This is a genomic window from Marinomonas sp. ABL3_031 (assembly GCF_056161265.1).
In genome coordinates this window covers 37,980-58,128 of record NZ_JBSWYU010000001.1, presented here as the reverse complement: position 1 = coordinate 58,128, position 20,149 = coordinate 37,980, and the positions used below count along the sequence as shown (strand labels likewise).

Below are 20,149 nucleotides of genomic sequence, written 5' to 3'. Positions count from 1 at the left end.
AGTGAGTAAAAATACAAAATTAAATGGTATTCATTCTCACCCCTATTTTCAATAGTAAAATTGTGGAAGTCAGGTAATCTCTACATTTAACGACTATTTTGTTTCTTGTTTTTCCCTTGAAACCAAAGCGGCTGAACGAGCTCTTTAAGAAGGTGACAAATCGATCCTTTATCCACTTCCATCTCAAAACTATCTTGCATAATTCCCATGTCTTTTCGTAACGCCTGAGATAAAGAAGCTAATTTTTTACGAGAATAATAACGCTGAAAACAAACAGATACATGCTGAAATATCGCAATAATAACCATACCAACCCCCGACAAATCTGGTACGTAAAATAATAGGTAGTGATTAAATAATAGGGGTAACCTTGTCATCAAAACAGCGGCAGGCAAGCAGAAAAACCATCATACAGATAGCAACATAGGCATCTGTAAGGTAATTTTCTAATCCTCTGTATGACCCTCTTAAATACCATCCTCACATTTGCGTTAAACAAATCTCTGCCGAGGTATTGCTTAAATCGGCATTGTCATCCATTTGCCCGAAGAATAAATCACTCACACCAATAAAATCACCCTCAGCTTTTTTACCATTTTAGCCTCGATCAGCATCTCATATAGGGAGAAAAATCATGTCTAAACTGAATCTATCATCCTCTGTTGGTATTGGTGGAGACAACCAAACAGATGATGTACTGGCGGTACAAAAAGCCTTGAATACCCTGCAAAATAAAATTGGGCTGGATGCACCATTAGAAGAAGACGGTCACATTAACTCAGACGAAAGTGAGTCCAGCACTTGTCTCGCCATCATTTTAATGCAACGTAAAATTGTCGGTTTTAAAAACCCTGATGGCTTAATCAGTTGCAATGGGATGACACACAAAGCATTAAAAAAAGCCTTAGTTGAGTCTGCCCCCACTCTCAGTTTCTTTTTGCCTAAGATCACACCTGAAGAAGGTCTGAAAGAAGAAGATTTTGAACAAGCCTCACAATTATTGAGTTGTGATGTTGCCGCCATCAAAGCCGTTTCTGAAGTGGAGTCGTCAGGCAGTGGTTATTTCGAAAACGATGCCCCCTGCATTCTGTTTGAAGCCCATCAATTTTCCAAATACAGCGATCATCGTTTCGATGAGTCCGACCCCGATATTTCCTCCCCCAAGTGGGACAGATCCCTTTATGTCGGCGGAGAGAAAGAATACGAACGCTTATACAAGGCTATGCAATTGGATCGTATCGCCGCACTTAAGTCGGCTTCATACGGACGCTATCAGATTATGGGCTTTAACCATGAAGCCGCTGGCTACGACGACGTGGAAAGCTTTGTACGAGATATGTTCTTTGCAGAAAGTTATCACCTTATTGCGTTCGTTCACTTCATCAAATCTAACAGTCGCTTACTTGAAGCCATTCAAAACCTCGATTGGCCGACTTTTGCTCGTTATTACAACGGCCCAGGCTACGCTGAAAACCGTTATGACGAAAAACTGCAAGCCGCTTACGACAAACACAATGCAGATTAAAAACCAACGAGGGCGATGTCTTGCCCTCTCCTAACGACCCTTTCTCAATAAGGAAATCAATATGTCCTATTTTAATAATCGCTTGCAAAACGCCATCACCAAGATGCTGAAAAGCATTGCAGATTGTCCGCCAATGAGTCGTCAGGAAGCGGATGAGCTCTGGGATAAGTTAAACAAACTTCAAGCCTTTAATCAGGTCGTAATCGACAAGATAGAATACGACAACCCTTCCGATCCGCTAGACGAATGCGTCACCATTCGCAACCGCGGAGGCCTGCAGATCAACTTAACTGGCTGGCGCTTACAAGCGGGTTCGCCCAAACAAGTGTTCACTTTTCCTGAAAATAGCGTTTTATTTCCCTATGACAAACTCAAACTCATGACATCGGGTAACCACAGTTACAGTTTTCGTTATAAACGCCCGATCTGGAACAATCAGGGCGATTTAGGCACCCTATACGATGCTCAAAACAACATTCTCTGTAGTCTAGCTTATGGCAAAAGTGCTCATGATAAAGTCGTCATTAGTCATATGAATTATGATGGCAAAGAATTCCGCAGTGAAGGCGACGAATTTGTTGAAATCAGCAATCTATCCGACAGCGATGTCATGCTGGATGGTTGGCGTTTAGAAGCCATCACCAACGACCGATTCTTCCAGTTTCCTAAACACACCAAGCTTGATGCGTTTACTTCGCTTAAAGTCTATACCAATAAATTCGACTTAAAAGCCAACGAATTCAGTTTTGATAGCCCTCAAGCCATTTGGAACAATTCTGGCGGGGGCTGCAAGTTGCTGGATTATCAACACGAAAGTGTTTCAGAGTATCTTTACTAAAGGAGCCATTGCCAGTGACGAACGACGAGACAATAAAAGCCTCTTCCAGCGCCCAAAAGGAACTGATTAGACTCGCTGAAGATGGTCGTTGTCTTTTGCATTATGTCGCCCGTCACGGCAATCTCACCATCAGCCCAGAAATTGCCAAGGGCATCACCGCCGTCAGCACAAAAATTGCAAACAATAATTGGTCGATAGGTGATGAAATCTACTTAATCCAATGTTATGACCGTCTCGCACGTCAGATCTACCCTGTTACCATTGAAAGTATTAAAGCGGTAGTGCCCATCATTAAAAATGGCAAACAAACCAGACCAACAGCATCAAAAACCATCACTTTGTATCGCTATTACACGGTTTTTACCTTGCTCTTCTTACTCATGGTGCAAATGTTTTACCTGTTTGGTTATACCCTGCTTGAAGACTTAAAAACCTTTCCGCAACCCATCACCCATCCGTTACCAGACCATATTGAAGCCAACTACCAATTGCTGAAAAAATGGAATCTTGTATGGATGTTCGGTCAGGAGATTCATTTGGATGTGCCATTAGAGCAACAACATTTAGGCATCAAGTTTTCAGCCAATATGATTGCGGCTCAGTCTTTTATTCAAATGCTACAAAGTTATTTACTGCCCTTAATCTATGGATTGTTAGGTGCTTTGATCTTTGTCTTACGCACTCTTTTACAACAAGTAAGAAGCCTCACTTACACGGCCAGTCGAGAAATTGGCTATCGCTTACGGTTAACTTTAGGGTGTCTTGCTGGCATGATTACTGGCTGGTTCCTTAAACCCGATGTGGGCGAGATGGCACTCTCTCCTATGGCTCTGGCCTTTCTATCCGGATACAGCATCGAAGTATTATTTTCACTGCTGGATAAACTCATCGATAATCTTCGTAAGCAAACCAACATTGCACCACCCGGTCCTCGTCCTGTTACTCCTCCTGCTTCACGTTAGCTTTTTGACTGGCCTCTTCAATAAAGGTCTTAGCCAATTTTGTTAGCATCTTAGCCGTCTCTTTTTGCAAATCCATCGGTGTCTTAATCCCCAATAACACTAACTGTAAGGTTATTTTCACTTTACCTAACTGTTGAAATTGTTCCGGTGTTAACTTGGGAGCTTGACCTTTTGGTTTTGCTTTTAGTGCGCTTTCCACCGCCTTTAACCCTTTTATCAAGTCACTCATAGCACCTCCCAAAACCCCCACCATGCCATTTAGAAAGAGAATATCTTGGGCAAACAAATGCATCTAAAAGCCTGAGTCTTTGCAGCTAAATGAGATCACAATATCAGCATCATTGATCAACTAAGGGACTCTCATGAAAAAGCGACTCACTCTCTCCTGTTTACTACTCAGCGCCATAATATTAATCAGTTGTTCTATCCAACTCGTCGCCCCCTTTGATTCAAGAACCCTAGAACAAATGGAGAACATTGATAAAGACATTGATCGTTTTTATTTGATTTTACAGTCTTTACCAGAGTCAGAACGAACTTACTCCAACGTCTCAGCTCGTTATATCGATATTGAAGTGCAAATTCGTAGCCTAGAACGTCGTCAGGCACTACGCGAAAAAAATAACGAAACCTTAACCCAAAGCAAAACACTCACTTCCCTGTGGCAACAGGACATTGCCGCACATAAGAAAAACAACGCCATCTCAGACTTCATTATTCAACGCAGAATGGACCAATACCGACGGCTAATGAATAGCCTGATTGAAGGGGAAATGGCCAAACAATAACCGCCAATAGGAGACCTGAACATGAATCAAATTTTTAGCAAAATTGTTAAACAAACCTTAGATCAAGTAGAAGACTCACCATTGAAAAACACCCTAGGTGACGCTTTGACCAGCAGCCTAACAAAACAACAGGACTCGCTAAGTGCTTTATTACAAGCCAAGCAAGAAGGCATTATTTCCCAAGAAGAGCTGGACATGGAGCTAGAAAGAGAAAAAGACATATTGGAAGCTGAGATGCTGACTAAACAAATTACTGCCAAAGCGGAAGTTCAAAAACTGGTCAATGATGCCATTCAATCTCTAAGCAAAGGCCTGCTTTGAGGAAGGTGCCAATACATCACAATGAGACAAGTACTCAACTTGTCTCGCTCTATAAAGGAAACTCACATGAAACAACCAAAACGTCGTCTGGTCCGAATTCGCTATGGTTTTCGATTCATTCGGCGTCCCAAAATCCTCAAAAAGCGGGTAAAAAAAGCCCAACCAACCCAGTCGACTCAGCCTGGTTTACAGACAAACGAATCGCCATCTCAAAACATTGAAACACCAGAATCCACTCTACAAAGGATTACAACAAATACCGCGACACCTTTGGCGCATTTTGATCTTACCTGCAATCCTTATCAACAATTTATCAATAACTTATGCATGCAACTCCCGGATTTACCGCAAGATGCCTTTACTAGAAGCTCTATCGACACGACAGTACTGGATCATCGCAACTCGGCAACCATTCCCCCAAAAAACCAGCCAGCAGAGGGCTCTTCTCCTGAAACAGAGGAACAAACAGACTGTCATCAAGCACCAGACAAGCCAGAAGATGAAAATACGGAAGATGGCGATAATGACGACGAAAGCGCCACGACAACCTTTCTGGACAAAGCAACACACACACCCAACAACGAGACATTCTTACCGATAGATCCGAGCGCAAGCAACACACCTTCCCCTATTTCTGCCTCTTCCAAGATCATCAGTCCTAGCCTACAAAACTTATCCAATATTCCGTCATGTATGCTGGCATCAAAGCATTAATCTCACCGCGTGATTAAAAGGTTCCACCGAGTCTATCAATACAGAACAACTTATTCTTCAACTCTCAATGCAATATCACCACTCAACAGGAGATCACCATGAGTCAACTCATTTTTCGATTATGTGAAGCGTCCGACGGGCGGATTTTTGCCTGCCTTTCAGATCAACCAAATGTCGAAGATGTATTCGACAGTGGCTATAAAGTTGCTTACAAAAATCGTGATAATTCTAATGGCACGGAATTACTGGCAAGCTGGCGTAACTCTTTTATCGTGACATCTTCAGAGTTTAACAAGCTAGCTGAAGATCATGATCTACCTGAGGATGTCCAGTCTGCCTTCGACACCATGATGGGCTCTCTTATTAAGGGAGTTGATGTATTTTTCTGTGATTATAATCTAGGCATAGAGGCTAACGCCCCCATCTGCAATAACGTCATGGACAACTGCAAATCCACCGACTTTGTCCTTTTTTCTTGTGAAGAAATGGTCGGTAACGATCCAAAAACCCAGCCTTACCTAGTGTCTTATGCCGCGCCACGTTATCCAGATACCGGTAACACAGGAAAACAACACCGAATTTACAGTAAAACCGATGCTTTTGCCTTTTGTCAGGCTGTCCATGCCATCGTAGTACAAAGAGAGAAAGATGCCCTAACCGGTGGCCACATTCGCACCGAACTCGACCCCTACATTAATCAAGAAAACGTCGACAAAGGTCATGCCGAAAACGCCATTAACCAATTTGTCAAAGCCATTCAACAAAGCAATGGTACCAAGGACAAAACCTTGGCTTTGACCGGACCAGATCAATCATGATGAAGACATGGACACCACAAGATGATGCGATCTCATGGTCGCATTTCATTTGTATAATTGGCCTAATGGATCTGGAGACTTGCCATGATACAACACAGCTTACTTGCCCAAATCGCGGCGCAGTATAATTTTGATCAGGCTAACCAGATCATCTCTTTACCGCAAAGCAAAACATTGAGCCGTTACTGGATGACTCTTGAACTGAGCCTGCCACTAAGTCGCATTATTAACAGCCAAGAATGCCAATACGTCTGCTCCTATCAGCAAGCAGAAGAGTATTACAAATATAACCTAAAGACCCAACAAGTGGCCCCTTGTGAAAAAAGAGCCGCGTCAAAAGCCGACTTAAAACTCGTCACTTCTGATTCAACCTATTGGTTTGAATTTCATACCCTCCGTCAAGAGGAACTGGCGAGCATAAAAGAACGCAATAAACTCTACGAAGATGTTAAGCGCATCAATGCATTACGTTCCGTTTTATCGAATGACAACATCCTGCTTTTCATTGGTTTATGGGGACGCTTCAGTGGTGAAGAATTGCAACATTTCCAACCATTGGATAACCACAAAGAATGCGCTTATGTGTTAGACAGCGGTCAAGCCGGCAGCGGTCAAATATCACGTCTGTGTCAGATGAAAAAAGGCGGGGAAGAAAGGTTTTTATTGGCATTAGTTTAGCAACTAATGCCAGCCGGTTTTTCTTCTTTTAATCCAAAATTATTATCTTAGACCATTCATTAAACCGCTTTTATCCTCTCACTCTCCAAGTCCTTAATTCAGCGAGAAGATATTGTAATTTCATCACTCCCACAGGTAGGAAAAAACAATGAACCTGCGTGTCTTTTATAATGGAACAGACTCCAACTTAGATAGTGAAGTGAACCCTCTAGTCGTTACTGGTGAGGCACTCGCTCAGTACAAAAAACAGGCTCAATTAGTCGCAATTATTTCCAAACATCTAAATCCTATGAATCAACATAGTGCTCCCGGTATAACTGATGGTAGAGGTGTTTACCTTGATGGAAACAAGCAAGATAGAAAATGGAAGCCAACCAGCACCCTAAGTGAATTTATGAATGAAGATAACTCCAAATCGATACTTGATAGTTTATATAGTTATGTGAACGGTCACCAAACTAAGTTAGAAAAGCTTGGTGGTAATGTCAAAGTTCATGACTTTGCCTTGGCTGGATTTAGTTGGAGCTAAGATCAGACAAGATCTAGCCTGCTTGATCAAATAAGAGAAAAGCCTCGGAAAATGAGCTTGATGGTTGGCAAAGAGTAGAACAGCTAAGTCTGACAATGATGGACTTTAGTTGTTCTATTTTTTATCCCTATTTCCCCGAGCATTACGTCAGACTTACTTCTGCGCAATAAGTATTTACTTAGCTCTTTGAAAGGTAGAGACTCAAAGCAATAATCGCCGCTTTACCGGCGTAGATTTTACAATAGCGGTATTGGTATCCGCTATTTCTGAAACACGATCAAGAATAGGATCAAGATCGCTGATATCTTGTAAATACAAACGAGCAATATAACAGTCGTCTCCCGTTACCTTATCGCATTCAACAAATTCTGCGATGGACTCAATTAGGCTTTCCAGTTGTTTCACTTTGCCAGGGTGCTGACGAATACGCACAATGGCCATCAGGCGATAGCCTAACACTGCAGGGTTAATGTCAATGCGATACCCCGAAATGACACCATTCTCTTCCAGTCGTTTTAAACGTTCATTTACACTCGGAGCCGTCATACCGACAGTACGGGCGAGTTCGGCAATGGGCATTCTGGCATTGTCATATAGAAGCTTAATCAGCTTGACATCCGTACCGTCCAAATGAATTTGATAATTTCCAAGTCTATTTTGCATTTTTACCTCTAATATATACGGTAATTGCTTTCATTTGCCTTCATTTCTATATGCCAAAAGCTTTGCTGACACTTTAATCTATTATCGTTAGCGTATCGTTTCAATCGCCATCAATACAAGGAGAAAACCATGAAAGGCTCAGCCATTAATATCGGCTCCTTTGAGCTCATTCTCGCCATGATGCTGTCTGGCACCATTGGCTATTTTGTCATTAACTCAGCTCAAGATTTTTGGAATGTGGTGTTTTTTCGCTGCGCCATTGCAGCCGTTGTGCTAGGCGTATTTGCCTATTTTTCAGGCGTGATTCGTCGTGACTTTTTTCAACCTAGTGTGCTGATGATGATCATACTAGGGGGCATAACCTTGGTCGGAAATTGGGTTTTTCTATTCGCATCATTCAAATATATACCTTTCTCTATCGCAACTGTTGCCTACCACATGCAGCCACTCTTTTTGGTATTAGCGGGCACATTAGTAGCAAAAGAAAAACTGTCCATAGGCTTAATATTCTGGCTTCTACTGGCGTTTGTTGGCTTATTTTTAATGACAGAACTTAACTGGAACGACATGCGTCAATTTTTCGAAGATGAATCAACTGAAACAAGTCCAACTGCTGTATTTGGTTTGTTACTCGCATTAGGTGCGGCCATACTCTACACAGTGACGACCATGATTACTAAACAAGTCAGCAAAATACCCTCAGCCTTTGTCGCGTTAGTACAGGTCATTGTTGGTATATTCATGCTCTTGCCATTTGCTGATTTCAACAACTTACCAACCCAAGCCAGCCAGTGGTTAGACCTACTGATACTAGGAGCTGTATTGACTGGCTTTATGTACATCATCATGTACGACAGCTTTCAAAAACTGCCCACCAGCTTAATTGCTTTGCTATCTTTCATTTATCCGATAACAGCCTTGGTAGTAGATCATTTGGCTTTCGCGACTCATATCAGCCAGCTACAAATATTGGGGGTAATTCTTATCTTACTGGCTGTCAGCGCGGTGAAATTTAATTGGACAATTTCGAGCTATTTAATGATATTAAAAAAACGCGATTCAAAAGAGCAAAGTGCCAGTAACCAAACAACTAAGGAATCATGATGTTAAACAAACAAAACACAGGGTTAATCGTTGTTGATATCCAAGGCAAGCTGGCAGACATTGTCCACGACAGTGATGCTCTCATGGATCAAACGGCCAAATTAATCCAAGGTGCTAAGCTATTGAATTTACCCATTCTGTGGTTAGAACAAACTCCTGATAAAATAGGCTCTACTCAAGCTAAAATTGTCAATTTATTGACATCCCTTGAACCCATTAAGAAACACACCTTTAGTGCAGTCGGTTCCTCAGAATTTATTCGCGCTCTCAAACAAACAGGGGTCGAAAATTGGTTAATATGTGGCATTGAGACTCACATTTGCGTGTACCAAACCGCCAGGCAACTGCTCGACTTAGGTTACCAGGTGGAAGTGGTGGTTGACTGCGTTTCTTCTCGATCATTGTTTAATAAAGAATTGGCCATTACCAAGCTACTCGCCTACGGCGCTGCCACCAGCAGTTTGGAGATGTGTTTGTATGAGTTAGTCGCTGACAGTAAAGCGCCTGAATTTAAAGACATTCTCAAATTAACTAAGTAAAGAGGCGATCGGCAATGGGCTTTCTAACACAAAATCAACGCCAAAGTGCTGACTTGAATTAGTACCAAGCTCCTTACTGAACAACAAAAATCATTCGCTAAATTTCTTCGCCACTTCCGCCGCTTTGGTGCCGAGCTCGGCAAAGTTTTCTGTCTCTCACTCTTTTAAACACTTCACCTTTGGAGCATCCATACCGCCGTATTTCGCTCGCCACTGATCGATGCGGTAATGATGATGCGTTCTCGGGCTTTGTCAGGAATCGACTCTCCTGCTTCGTGTTGCTTCAAAATCGCCATGATTTGGCTTTCAGTACAACATGATTTTTTAATAGATTGCGCCCGATTATTTGATCATAAAACGTTCTACTTAATAACCCAATTATTGTTCGAGTAGATCACAAAATAAGCAAAACCCATGGACAGAATGTGCTTTTAAAAAGGAACACTGTCGTTTTTTTATACATTTTTGCAGTGAATCAAATAAGGTGAGTGATCAATATAAGTAATAGAAGTTCGTCTAATACTTTTTGAACTTTTATTCTCTATGACAAAAATCATGAAGAAAAATGAGGAAGTAACGATGACAAACTTGACGTTTTTATATCGTCCGATAGGTGTTTTTATAGCGGTGCTGGCCATTCAAATATCAAGCGTGGTCGCACATGGTAAAGGTTATCTGGTTGCCATTTCTGATGCTGATATGGAAGCCGAGTCATACTATACAGGTAATTTGGCTGAACCTCGTTCGTATCTGGATACCCTGTCCGTATTTGATTTATCTAAGGACTCTGCTTCTTCTATAAGTTCGATTAATGCATCAAATGGCATGAATGCACCAGCAAATCCACTCGCGATAACCCCAGATGGCGACATAGCTTTTGTGATCGAAATTTGGGAACCGAGACAGCCTTCAGATACCAAATTGTCAGAGCTTCAGCGTGGTAATCATGTCAGAGCCTTTGATATTAGTAACCCTTTGCAACCAAAGTTAATTGCATCAATAGAGACGGGATTTCAACCAACAGGCGTGACAATAAATGCTAGCGGAACAATGGCCATGGTGGTGGGAGCGAGGCCTGAAAGTCATGCATTGTTTATTCCTATTACAAAAACAGGGATTGGAGAGGCCATAGACATTCAACCAGAACTGGTACCTAGACCGGATTTGCGCGCGGATGGTATTTTTCAGGGGATTTGGCATCCATCAGGAAAAGTAGTAGCAATGTTGTTGCCTTTTCGCTCTCAAGTAAGCTTTTTTAAGTTTGCTCAAGATGAAATGGGTAAGGTCTCGTTGACACCTTGGGGGACGGTTCAAACAAATAAGTTTCCTTGGGCAGGTGAGTTTACCCCTGATGGGAAATATTTTATTACCAGTGATGCACAATGGGGGCTCGATGTTCCTGGGTTATGGCATACAACGAGCCTGGGGGTATTAACATCGATTAAGCTAGGTGACCCTAGTACGAACTCCCCACGTCCGGGCCATATTGTTATTGGTGGCGTTCAAGGTGGCATGAATGCTGAATTTATTGCAATTAACCGAAATGGCTTATTAGCTACGGCTGACATACATCAATCGACACGACCTGAAAGTGACCCTTTATATAAGCCAATGGTGGCAGTCTCGTTATTTCGAATTAATCCCAGCAACGGCACGGTATCATTTTTAAATAGTGTCGAAATCAAGGCCAATAATTCTCAGGGCCTGAGTTTTGATCGTTCAGGAAATAGATTGTTTCTGGGGATAGGAGAATATCGTCACGAGAAAACCCCGGCAGAAAAAATGGGAGGCATAGAGATATTTAATATAGTGGACGAGGATACACCTCGAATTGAACACAGCGGAAAACGTTTACGTCTTCCAATGAGTGTACATGGAGTGGCGTATTTCGAATAATTGAACCTATAATTTTGTCTTTTTCTAATAATTGTGGTTACTGCTATCGCCACTGAAGTAGTAACCCCAGCTAAGACAGAAATTAATAATGTATTGAGTAGTGTGAAATAGTTCAAATAAGCGTATCCACATGCTGCCCCTAACATGGATGTAGGGGATTAGGGCGCATTGCCGTAGTCAGACTTGTTCGCTCCTTCCCTAAGTAAAGAAAGAGGCAATCAGCAATGGGCTTTCTAACAAAAAATCAACGCCAAAGTGCTCATTTGAATTGGCACTAAGCTCCTTACTGAACAATAAAAATCATTCACTAAATTTCTTCGCCACTTCCGCCGCTTTGGTGCCGAGCTCGGCAAAGTTTTCTGTCCCTTTTGACATGACTTTTTGCGCTTGCTCTATCACATCAATGTATTTCGGATCCCCTGTGGCCAACAACTCCGATAAGGCCACACCTATGGCCGTCGTACTGATGGTGTTCAAATTACGTAGATTATCCGCGGCATCCTGTACCGCGATGGCAGTGGATTGTGCCACCGATTGTTTGGCCTTGTCCGTTGCGCTGTCGTTGGCCATGATGCGTCACTTATTAGCCACCTTTTTTGAGAATAAGAGCACAAGCGGTCGAGGTCGCTGCATTACTGATGGTTTGCATACCTTGCTGAATGGTCACGGCATTTTGCATCTGTAATCCCATGGTATCCGACATGGCGGATTCAGTAAGTTGACCTATGACCTGATTAACTTGCTGCAAATCTTGTGAGTTAGCGTCACTCATGCTTCTTCCCCTATTAGATTGCTGCTATTCATCCACAAAAAGCCCTACTTTGTTGCTAAAGGACTTTTTGTGTCTAGTCGACTCAACTGTCTTTTTCCACGACGCCTTCGGAAGCACGACTCAGTACGGCAGCACCAATGCCAGTCATGGCGTTCACCCCTTGTACGGTAGCTGCTTGCATACCGATCGACGCTTGTTGCTGAGCGCTGGATGCATTGCTGCTCAGATTCGACATAGCCAGTCCCATTGCCGTGTATAGGTTACCCATAGCACTTGCGGGTGTCGACGCTAACACTTGGGTATTGGTTTGCGTCAGCGAATCGGTAATTTGTTCATTCACTTTCTTAGCCATAATAACCTCTATTTTTTCTCTGCTGGCAGCAAGGTTTGTAGCTGCTGATTGATGTTGGTTATTTCTTCATCCAGTTTCGACTCAATGCTACTGAGTATTTGACTGACTTCTTTTTCCACCTTGTTTACCGCGCTCTCTGACTCAGCTTTAGACAGTTTTTCCTGTGTGCTGGAGATCAGATTCTCTACTTCGAGATGTTGCTGCTTAGTAAAGGTATCAATTTGTTCAAGCTGGGCATCCAGATCAAATTTCATTTGGCTGGGTTTGTTCATCTTCTGTTCCTTTCTTACCCTTTAGAAAACCTTTTACATTCAAGGCTTTTTTCTTTGAAGGTGGATCCTCAGGGGGAGGGGCCTGAGTCTCATCGGTTGACTCCTTAATAGGATCTTCAGTGGTTGGCACCTTATCATCTGCTTTTTGCTTTGGTTTGCTAATCACTGAATGAGTCTTTAACAAGCGTGCACATGCATTGGTAATAGATGCCGCTGTGGTCATCTGTGATTGTTGTTGATTGGTCACCGCATTGTGCATTGATAAACCCAATGTATCTGTTAACGTGGTTTCCAACAGACTGGTTGGCTGAACGGAAAAAGTCTGTAATGTGTTGAACTCCTGAACCGCTTTCGCGGGCACTTCTTGCTCAAACTCATTTTCATAGCGTATATCCTGAGGTTCCATCTTCACTCCTTAGCCATTTAAGCCACGATTTTTATGAATAAAGGTTAAACTTGCTAGTATCGATCACTTGGGCGATAAAGAGCCTCTTAAGGCGAACTTTCATAAAGTACAGTCGCTATTTTTTCGCCCACTGCGCCAAAATTTTCTGTGCCATTCACAACAATTTTTTGTGCCTGCTCAATCACATCAAGGTACTTACTGTCCCCCGTTTCCAATAACTGACTTAATGCCGTACCAATGGCCGTTGTGCTCAGGGTATTTAAGTTCCTTAAGTTATCCGTTGCATCCGCCAATGCCATGGCAGTGGATTGCGCCACCGATTGGGTAGCCGCATGAAATGCGGAGGTATCCGGATCAGGAGGGGTACTCACACTTTTCATCGTCTTCTCCTTATTGAAAGAACGCCCTGTCCAGTAAATCACTGACCAGGGTGTTGTCTTATGACGTTAGGTAGACAAACCTTAAGAAGCTTCTGCTTCAGGCGCGGCATCTGGCTCAATAATGCTTTCTGCACTGCGACCGATAACGGAACTACCAATCGACATCAAGGAGTTCACACCTTGTACCGTGGCCGCTTGCATCGTAATTTGCGCCTGCTGCTGTGCACTGGTGCCGTTATGAGCTGCCGTACCTAATGCCTGACTGGTAGACATCAACATATTGCCCATTGCCATGGCCGGTGTTTCACCCACTACCTTGGTATTGACTTGAGTCACTGAATCGGTAATTTGTTCATTTACTGGCATAATTTCATTCCTTCTTTTATGTTTACTTGCTTACAAATGGTTAAAGAAAATGCGCTGTCACATTTTCTTTCCCTATTTCAGATTAGCCCGCTAACCAGGTTCAATAATGCCTTCCGCACTTCGACCTATCACCGAAGAACCGATAGACATAAGAGAATTGACTCCTTGCACCGTTGACGCTTGCATAGTGATTTGCGCCTGTTGTTGTGCTCCCGTACTATTGTGCGCCGTTGTACCTAACGCTTGACTGGTTGACATCAACATATTACCCATCGCCATGGCGGGTGTTTCACCGACCACTTTGGTGTTGACCTGCGTAACTGAGTCTGTGACTTGTTCATTTACTGGCATGATTTCGTTCCTTATATTGAATTATGTTCACTCGCTACTAGCCTTTTTCAATAATGCCTTCTGCACCTCGTCCCAATACAGCAGAGCCAATAGCCGTAAGCGAATTGACTCCTTGAACGGTGGCCGCTTGCATCGTGATCTGAGCTTGTTGCTGAGCCGCTGTTGCGTTATGAGCTGCTGTCCCTAAGGCTTGGCTGGTAGACAACAATAAATTTCCCATTGCCATGGCTGGCGTTTCACCCACTACTTTGGTATTCACCTGAGTGACCGAGTCGGTTATTTGCTCATTTACTGGCATGGTTTAACTCCTTTCTTTTTTCTAATCTTCTGTAGTCTTGGCAAGATTTAGCCTTTCTCAATAATGCCCTCAGCACCACGACCTATCACTGCAGAACCTATTGCCATCAGTGAATTCACACCTTGAACTGTGGCCGCTTGCATAGTGATTTGTGCCTGTTGTTGAGCCGCTGTGGCATTATGTGCCGCATTACTCAACGCTTGGCTGGTTGACATCAGTAGGTTGCCCATCGCCATCGCCGGCGTTTCACCGACCACTTTGGTGTTGACCTGCGTGACTGAATCTGTGACTTGTTCATTTACTGGCATGGTATTACTCCTTTTCCGTTGATTTAAATGGTATTTCTACAAGCTAATAGGCTATTAGCTCTCCTCAATATGATGATTGACACCTAAATCACAGTACCCATCATCATGAGTCAGTTGATGTCTCATACCCTTCTCCATCACTCGATGGTCAAAGCGATTCGCTAGCGGCATAGACACCTTGAGTCACATTGTTTGTTAGTTAGATGACTCATTAGCTTATTGTTTTGGCCATTATTACTTCGAGCCTTGAGCCGCAATCGCATAAATCAACCCAGAACCTAATGCGGTATTGGTCACAGTGATGGTTTGTATTTGTTGCTGGGTATGAGCAGCATTTTGTGATGCTTTTGCTAATGAATCCGCTACCATATTCAAATACATGTCACGTGAACTAACAGGCGACCATTGGGTTAACAATTTTTCGATATCAACTGGCATCGAGATGTCCTCTTTTTTAAAATCTAATGCTCACTCAGTTTAGCTTGCCTATTTTTCAAAAACTGGGGCGAATACACCGACAATCCGTTGTTTCTCATGTCATTTTCCGGCCATTTTCAATGTTAAAAAAAGAATAGCTAGAGCAAAGCCATAGAAAGGATTGATGTTAAGAAGAGGAACACATTCATTCCCCGTAAAACGCCTTTTTCATGCGGTGTTTTCACTCAATCAAAACAATTGAAAACGAAGAATGAGAATAAAAAAGAAAGAAAAAGGAAGTGATGGAAGTGAATTACCCTAGACGACGATGGAGAGAGTGCGGTATAAGACACTCTCTTGCCACATAAGGAAATATTAAGCTTCTGTTTGTGCTGCAGTAACCTTTTGTAGGGCTTTCTGGTATATACGCCACGAACACAGTCCAGCTAAAAGGTTACCAACCAAGACACCGATAAAAATCCCCTTGATGCCAGCCAGTTCAGAGCCGATCCACAAACAAGGTAAGAAAAAAGCAAACAAGCGTAAGGCGGAAATAACGAGAGCGGTATAGGATTTTCCAAGGGCATTACACACGGAAACCACCAGCATACAGATGCCTAGGGCACCAAGACTGACAGGAACGATCAATAAATGCCAAGTCAAAATACGGGTCACTTCTTGTTCACTGGTCATCAGGCGCGCCAATGGGTCTGCGAATAAAAAGGTCACCAAAGCAACCAGTAATTGGAATAATATTATGTATCGACAAGCAATTGACACCACAGTACGAATGTCTTCTATCCGACGTGCGCCAAGTAAACGTCCAACCATTGGTGGCATGGACATGGTCAAGGCCAATATAGAGACAATAGCAAAAAATTCAAAGCGTGAACCCAATGCCCAAGAAGCGACCGCTGCCGTACCAAAACTGGCGATTAGCTTAGTAGCTAACATAGACGACACTGGTGGCAATAATTGACTCACCATAGCAGGCCCCATGATATGGCCAATATCCGCCAGACTTTTGGTCAGTTCCAAGCTTTTCCAATCAAATGAAAACCAATGTTTACTGGCTACTTTCGGTGCGACGACCAACACGCCCAAACCAAATGACACACTAGTAGCAATGGCGGCTCCATTCAATCCCATGTCTAAGGTGAAAATAAAAAGCGGATCCAACAAGGCATTTAACACACTGGTTACTATCATCATGATGCCCGGTAAAATAGTATTACCATTGGCCCGACAAATACTGTAGAAGAAATACAGTAAAGCTCCAATCCAAGCACTTAACAACCAATGTGGCCAATAGTCATCAACCATGGCATAAACCGTATCAGGCGCGCTTAACAGGGACAAAATAGCGCCTCGCATCAGCCAGATCAGCACACTGAACGCAGCAATCCCCAAACCACCAATCATCAATACCAAGCCACCCAACTGCTTAGCATAATGAGTATTTTGTGCTCCCAACGCTCGCGAAATAATCGCTGTAGTAGCGATGCCAAGGCCCACCTGTAAACCAATGACCAACATTTGAATCGGTAAGGTAAAGCCCTGTACCGCCAAAGGTAAAACCCCCAATTGACCAATGAAGGCACTGTCTACCAGCTGAAAGCTCATCAAAGACAAAACACCGAACAACATGGGCCAAGTCATTTTAAAGAGTTCGCGACCAAGAGAAGAAGCGGAAGATACTGACATAAGAGAAACGGCACTCAAACAATAATGAACGCTACATTATAACGCTTTTTCTGCGACAATTTGGCAGAAGCCCATCCGCAATTGTGAAGATATCGGTTAAATCTCTCGTCACGTGCACCTTCAATCAGTAACAAGTTTACCTACTGTGTTGTCGCTCTACTGATCAAGTCTTCACAAGCTTTGCTAACCTCTTGCATTAAGCTGGTTTCCTCTACAGCTGCGACCTTACCTTGCTCTACCACTAGTTTACCGTTAACGAAACTGTAGGCGATCTTAGCGGGCTCTGCGCACAAAACTGGCGCTTGTAATCGACTGTGAACACCAACATAACGGGGGGCATCCAACGAATAAATGACCAAGTCAGCAGCGTACCCTTGCGCTAATTGACCTGTTTTTAAACCAAGTAAGTCTGCACCATTTTCACTTCCCCAGCGAATCACCTGCTCTATCCTAGTCGCTTCTGGGCCATGCTGGGATCTATGTATCAACCAAGCCAAGTTTAATTCTTGCAGCATAGAAGCATTTTCGCTAGATGCTGAACCGTCCACACCCAGTGTAATTTTCATCCCCGCTTGTTCCATGGCAATGGCTGGCGCAATGCCACTACCAAGCCGACAATTTGATGTAGGACAATGAGCAATGCTAGTACCAGTTTGCGCTAGGCGTTGAATGGCATATTCATCTGCTTTTACCAGATGAGCAAACCAAACATCTTCACCTAGCCAATCACAATGCGCGGCGTAATCGATCGCCCTCATGGCAAATTTTTGCTGAGCCATTTGCTCATCAAAGCCAACTTCCAATAAATGCGAATGACGTTTTAAACCACGGGCTTTGGCCCATTCAGCAAAGGCTCTTAAGTCCTTCGCGGGCGAAGTGTGCACCAAGCTAGTTGGCGCCACCACCAAACGTTTCATACTGTGAGGGTGGTCATCGTGATACTGCTGATAAGAATTTTCCATGCGCATCAAGGCCTGAGATAAGGACTCAGGCTGAATCGCACTGGATTTCAAACCTTTATGGCTACCTTGAGCGGTTGCACCACCACGACAGAGTACAAAGCGTACGCCAAGATCTTGCGCTGCCTGCCATACCGCCTCTTCTAACTCAGGAGTGGTCGCCGCATGATATAAATAATGATGGTCGGCACAAGTGGTCACACCTGACCTTAATTGCTCAAACAGTCCCAATTTAGCCGCTAAATACATGTGCTCTGGTGTGATATGCGGCCAAAATTGATATGGCACACTGGCCAACCATTCTCCTAACCCTTGATTCAAACCAGCTGGAATGCCTTTTAATATGGATTGCGCCAAATGATGGTGAGTATTGACAAAACCAGGGTAGATTACGCACTGACTGGCATCGATGACCACCTCTTGATCTCTTGCCACTAAGTTTTCACCTATGTCGGCTATCATGCCGTCTTTAATTTGAATGGATACCGGCTTATCAAAACCAAATACGGCTTCTGCTTGATGAATAAAATACTGAGTCATAACTCACTCCATATTAACTCCTTCCTAATGGGGAAAGAGCAATGTCTGGGCCATGAAGCATGAACCGCTTCTACTCTTTTTCTTATGATGTGATTAATGTATTGAAAGTAAAAACCTACTCACTCTTTTATTTTTCAGCTCAACAGATATCTCATCGCTATTTCATCACACTGATTAGGTACCACACATGATTTAAATGCATTGGCATCAAGCCAAAAGACAAGATGACGTCCCGCAATACAGCTTAGGACTAGGTTACAAGGTGTGTTATCACCTCTAGACAGCCCTGATAAAAGTCAGCCTTTTTGTAAAGAAGAAAAGTGTATGGCGAAAAACATTAAGCCTACACTAACAACAGATAATAGAAAGAAGCCTGTCGCAAAAGGCGTAAGAGTATTGTGATAAAACTGCCCTATTGATGCCGACAAGACTATCGCAACAAAGCTCGACAAAGATGAAATCATAGCGGCGCCTAAGCCTGCGGTTCGCCCTAGTGGTTCCATTGCCATGGCATTCACATTACCAAACACCATGCCAAGACAAGAAAACATCGCCATACAAATGCCCATAAAATACACAAAAGGCGGCACACCATCATAAGCTAAAACCACCCAGGAAAGAGTAAATGACAGGCAAACCATTAAGATTAAAGCAAAATACACACAAGCTTTCATACCAACATGTAACACAATCTTTCCATTAAAGAAATTCATCACACTAGAGCCAATCGCCATCATGGCAAAGTACAAAGGAAATGCTTCCCCAACACCATAAATGTCTTGAAAAATGGATTGCGCCGTACTGATATAAAGCATCAAGCTGCCAAAGATACAACCCAGTAATATGGTAAAGGCCACAACGTCTTTATGACTCAAAATGTCTCGTGCGTCCCTTAACAAATTACGCCAATGCAAAGGAATACGACGATCAATTGGTAAGGTTTCTGGCTGGCGCCAATATAACCAAGCCAATGCAATTAAAGATTGCATCAACAACATGGCAAATATCCATCGCCAGCTCCCGAGTTTCATCACCAACTGACCAATCGCTGGAGCCAGTAACGGCACCAACAAAAAAATCATCATAATAAAAGACATAATGCGTGCCATGGCCGCACCCTTGTACAAATCACGAATCATAGCTCGAGAGGCGATTTTCGGAGCCGATACACCAAAACCTTGTATTAAGCGCCCAATCAATAAAATTTCCAACGAAGACGAGAGCAACGCCACTAATGTACCGATAAGATAAATCCCAATTCCTATGCCAATACTTTTTTTTCGACCGATTGCATCCGACAATGGCCCAAAGGTAATTTCACCAAACACCATGCCCAAAATCATCGCCGAGATAATCCACTGCGTATGCTGGTAATTATCAATGACCAAATCTTTGGCGATAAAAGCAAACGCTGGCAACATGGCATCCGTGGTCAGTGCCGTTAACGACATCATGAGGGCAAACAAGATAATGAATTCTCGTTCTGGAAGGCGTTTTATCTGAGTAAGATGAGCAGTGTCAGAATGCGACATAGGTAAAGTGTATCCATATCAATAAAGTTCAAATTGGTAACGTGCAATATAAATCACTAAAGCAAAGTGGGGAGTCCATTCGTCATGCGCTTAATAAAGGACATAGAAGTGTACTCG

Annotated in this window: 29 protein-coding genes and 1 pseudogene; 12 read left to right on the top strand and 18 right to left on the bottom strand. The window is 43.1% G+C overall.

Going from position 1 to position 20,149, the window contains the following annotated elements; genetic code table 11:
- Positions 1-86 precede the first annotated feature (86 nt).
- Positions 87-308: a hypothetical protein gene (locus ACXAH2_RS00305; protein ID WP_475075721.1), complete on the bottom strand. Its 222-nt coding sequence runs from the start codon at positions 306-308 to the stop codon at positions 87-89.
- 326 nt (positions 309-634) lie between these two features.
- Here ACXAH2_RS00305 and ACXAH2_RS00300 point away from each other — a divergent pair, with 326 nt between their 5' ends.
- The 3 genes from ACXAH2_RS00300 (at position 635) to ACXAH2_RS00290 (ending at position 3,325) form a co-directional block, all read left to right on the top strand.
- Positions 635-1,525 (top strand): N-acetylmuramidase family protein, encoded by an 891-nt coding sequence (locus ACXAH2_RS00300; RefSeq protein ID WP_475075720.1) that lies wholly within the window; start codon positions 635-637, stop codon positions 1,523-1,525.
- A gap of 61 nt (positions 1,526-1,586) precedes the next feature.
- On the top strand, positions 1,587-2,363 hold the full coding sequence (locus ACXAH2_RS00295; protein WP_475075719.1) for a lamin tail domain-containing protein: 777 nt from the start codon (positions 1,587-1,589) through the stop codon (positions 2,361-2,363).
- Between the two features lie 14 nt (positions 2,364-2,377).
- Entirely contained in the window at positions 2,378-3,325 is a 948-nt protein-coding gene (locus tag ACXAH2_RS00290) for a hypothetical protein (protein ID WP_475075717.1), read from the top strand.
- On the opposite strand, the gene ACXAH2_RS00285 is transcribed toward ACXAH2_RS00290, so the two are convergent.
- Positions 3,303-3,554 carry a hypothetical protein gene (locus ACXAH2_RS00285; protein ID WP_475075715.1) on the bottom strand — a complete coding sequence of 84 codons (252 nt, stop codon included), beginning with the start codon at positions 3,552-3,554 and terminating at the stop codon, positions 3,303-3,305. The two genes, ACXAH2_RS00290 and ACXAH2_RS00285, sit on opposite strands and share 23 nt — an antisense overlap.
- A 133-nt stretch (positions 3,555-3,687) precedes the next feature.
- On the opposite strand from ACXAH2_RS00285, the gene ACXAH2_RS00280 reads away from it, so the two are divergent.
- The 6 genes from ACXAH2_RS00280 (at position 3,688) to ACXAH2_RS00255 (ending at position 7,173) form a co-directional block, all read left to right on the top strand.
- Positions 3,688-4,113, top strand: coding sequence for a hypothetical protein (locus ACXAH2_RS00280; protein ID WP_475075713.1), 426 nt, complete (start codon positions 3,688-3,690; stop codon positions 4,111-4,113).
- A gap of 21 nt (positions 4,114-4,134) precedes the next feature.
- Positions 4,135-4,434 (top strand): hypothetical protein, encoded by a 300-nt coding sequence (locus ACXAH2_RS00275; protein ID WP_475075711.1) that lies wholly within the window; start codon positions 4,135-4,137, stop codon positions 4,432-4,434.
- Positions 4,435-4,500: 66 nt separating this feature from the next.
- Positions 4,501-5,148, top strand: coding sequence for a hypothetical protein (locus ACXAH2_RS00270; protein WP_475075709.1), 648 nt, complete (start codon positions 4,501-4,503; stop codon positions 5,146-5,148).
- 98 nt (positions 5,149-5,246) lie between these two features.
- Positions 5,247-5,966, top strand: a complete 720-nt coding sequence (locus ACXAH2_RS00265; protein WP_475075707.1) for a hypothetical protein — start codon at positions 5,247-5,249, stop codon at positions 5,964-5,966.
- 84 nt (positions 5,967-6,050) lie between these two features.
- Positions 6,051-6,644, top strand: coding sequence for a hypothetical protein (locus tag ACXAH2_RS00260; protein ID WP_475075706.1), 594 nt, complete (start codon positions 6,051-6,053; stop codon positions 6,642-6,644).
- Positions 6,645-6,792: 148 nt separating this feature from the next.
- Positions 6,793-7,173: a hypothetical protein gene (locus tag ACXAH2_RS00255; protein ID WP_475075704.1), complete on the top strand. Its 381-nt coding sequence runs from the start codon at positions 6,793-6,795 to the stop codon at positions 7,171-7,173.
- Positions 7,174-7,374: 201 nt separating this feature from the next.
- Here the strand turns inward: ACXAH2_RS00255 and ACXAH2_RS00250 are convergent, their stop codons facing one another.
- Positions 7,375-7,836, bottom strand: coding sequence for an Lrp/AsnC family transcriptional regulator (locus ACXAH2_RS00250; RefSeq protein WP_475075702.1), 462 nt, complete (start codon positions 7,834-7,836; stop codon positions 7,375-7,377).
- Positions 7,837-7,965: 129 nt separating this feature from the next.
- Here ACXAH2_RS00250 and ACXAH2_RS00245 point away from each other — a divergent pair, with 129 nt between their 5' ends.
- Both ACXAH2_RS00245 and ACXAH2_RS00240 read left to right on the top strand, forming a co-directional pair.
- Positions 7,966-8,940, top strand: a complete 975-nt coding sequence (locus tag ACXAH2_RS00245; protein WP_475075700.1) for a DMT family transporter — start codon at positions 7,966-7,968, stop codon at positions 8,938-8,940.
- The gene (locus ACXAH2_RS00240; protein ID WP_475075698.1) at positions 8,940-9,479 is read left to right on the top strand and encodes an isochorismatase family protein; all 540 of its coding nucleotides are present in this window, start codon (positions 8,940-8,942) and stop codon (positions 9,477-9,479) included. Before ACXAH2_RS00245 ends, ACXAH2_RS00240 begins: the two co-directional genes overlap by 1 nt.
- 159 nt (positions 9,480-9,638) lie before the next feature.
- On the opposite strand, the pseudogene ACXAH2_RS00235 reads toward ACXAH2_RS00240, so the two are convergent.
- Positions 9,639-9,808, bottom strand: a pseudogene (locus ACXAH2_RS00235) (IS3 family transposase); the annotation flags it as partial.
- Positions 9,809-10,034: 226 nt separating this feature from the next.
- Here ACXAH2_RS00235 and ACXAH2_RS00230 point away from each other — a divergent pair.
- A complete protein-coding gene (locus ACXAH2_RS00230) occupies positions 10,035-11,375 on the top strand; it encodes a hypothetical protein (protein ID WP_475075696.1) in 1,341 nt (446 codons plus the stop codon).
- Positions 11,376-11,675: 300 nt separating this feature from the next.
- Here the strand turns inward: ACXAH2_RS00230 and ACXAH2_RS00225 are convergent, their stop codons facing one another.
- The 14 genes from ACXAH2_RS00225 to ACXAH2_RS00160 form a co-directional block, all read right to left on the bottom strand.
- Positions 11,676-11,945: a hypothetical protein gene (locus tag ACXAH2_RS00225; RefSeq protein WP_475075694.1), complete on the bottom strand. Its 270-nt coding sequence runs from the start codon at positions 11,943-11,945 to the stop codon at positions 11,676-11,678.
- A 13-nt stretch (positions 11,946-11,958) separates the two neighbouring features.
- Complete coding sequence (locus tag ACXAH2_RS00220) at positions 11,959-12,147, bottom strand: RebB family R body protein (protein ID WP_353666991.1); 189 nt, start codon at positions 12,145-12,147, stop codon at positions 11,959-11,961.
- 82 nt (positions 12,148-12,229) lie between these two features.
- Positions 12,230-12,499, bottom strand: a complete 270-nt coding sequence (locus ACXAH2_RS00215) for a RebB family R body protein (protein WP_475075692.1) — start codon at positions 12,497-12,499, stop codon at positions 12,230-12,232.
- A gap of 8 nt (positions 12,500-12,507) precedes the next feature.
- Entirely contained in the window at positions 12,508-12,771 is a 264-nt protein-coding gene (locus ACXAH2_RS00210; protein ID WP_475075690.1) for a hypothetical protein, read from the bottom strand.
- Positions 12,743-13,177: a RebB family R body protein gene (locus ACXAH2_RS00205; protein WP_475075688.1), complete on the bottom strand. Its 435-nt coding sequence runs from the start codon at positions 13,175-13,177 to the stop codon at positions 12,743-12,745. The genes ACXAH2_RS00210 and ACXAH2_RS00205 overlap by 29 nt, the downstream gene beginning before the upstream one ends.
- An 86-nt stretch (positions 13,178-13,263) precedes the next feature.
- Positions 13,264-13,557, bottom strand: a complete 294-nt coding sequence (locus tag ACXAH2_RS00200; protein ID WP_475075686.1) for a hypothetical protein — start codon at positions 13,555-13,557, stop codon at positions 13,264-13,266.
- A gap of 81 nt (positions 13,558-13,638) precedes the next feature.
- Positions 13,639-13,923, bottom strand: a complete 285-nt coding sequence (locus ACXAH2_RS00195; protein WP_353666986.1) for a RebB family R body protein — start codon at positions 13,921-13,923, stop codon at positions 13,639-13,641.
- 90 nt (positions 13,924-14,013) lie between these two features.
- Positions 14,014-14,274, bottom strand: a complete 261-nt coding sequence (locus ACXAH2_RS00190) for a RebB family R body protein (protein ID WP_475075685.1) — start codon at positions 14,272-14,274, stop codon at positions 14,014-14,016.
- 37 nt (positions 14,275-14,311) lie between these two features.
- Positions 14,312-14,572, bottom strand: a complete 261-nt coding sequence (locus ACXAH2_RS00185) for a RebB family R body protein (protein WP_353666984.1) — start codon at positions 14,570-14,572, stop codon at positions 14,312-14,314.
- A 47-nt stretch (positions 14,573-14,619) separates the two neighbouring features.
- Positions 14,620-14,880, bottom strand: coding sequence for a RebB family R body protein (locus tag ACXAH2_RS00180; RefSeq protein ID WP_063333638.1), 261 nt, complete (start codon positions 14,878-14,880; stop codon positions 14,620-14,622).
- A gap of 234 nt (positions 14,881-15,114) precedes the next feature.
- Positions 15,115-15,318, bottom strand: coding sequence for a RebB family R body protein (locus ACXAH2_RS00175; protein WP_475075683.1), 204 nt, complete (start codon positions 15,316-15,318; stop codon positions 15,115-15,117).
- Between the two features lie 354 nt (positions 15,319-15,672).
- Complete coding sequence (locus ACXAH2_RS00170; protein WP_475075682.1) at positions 15,673-17,001, bottom strand: MATE family efflux transporter; 1,329 nt, start codon at positions 16,999-17,001, stop codon at positions 15,673-15,675.
- 140 nt (positions 17,002-17,141) lie between these two features.
- Positions 17,142-18,500: an amidohydrolase family protein gene (locus ACXAH2_RS00165; RefSeq protein ID WP_475075681.1), complete on the bottom strand. Its 1,359-nt coding sequence runs from the start codon at positions 18,498-18,500 to the stop codon at positions 17,142-17,144.
- Between the two features lie 296 nt (positions 18,501-18,796).
- The gene (locus tag ACXAH2_RS00160) at positions 18,797-20,032 is read right to left on the bottom strand and encodes a multidrug effflux MFS transporter (RefSeq protein WP_475075679.1); all 1,236 of its coding nucleotides are present in this window, start codon (positions 20,030-20,032) and stop codon (positions 18,797-18,799) included.
- Positions 20,033-20,149 lie beyond the last annotated feature (117 nt).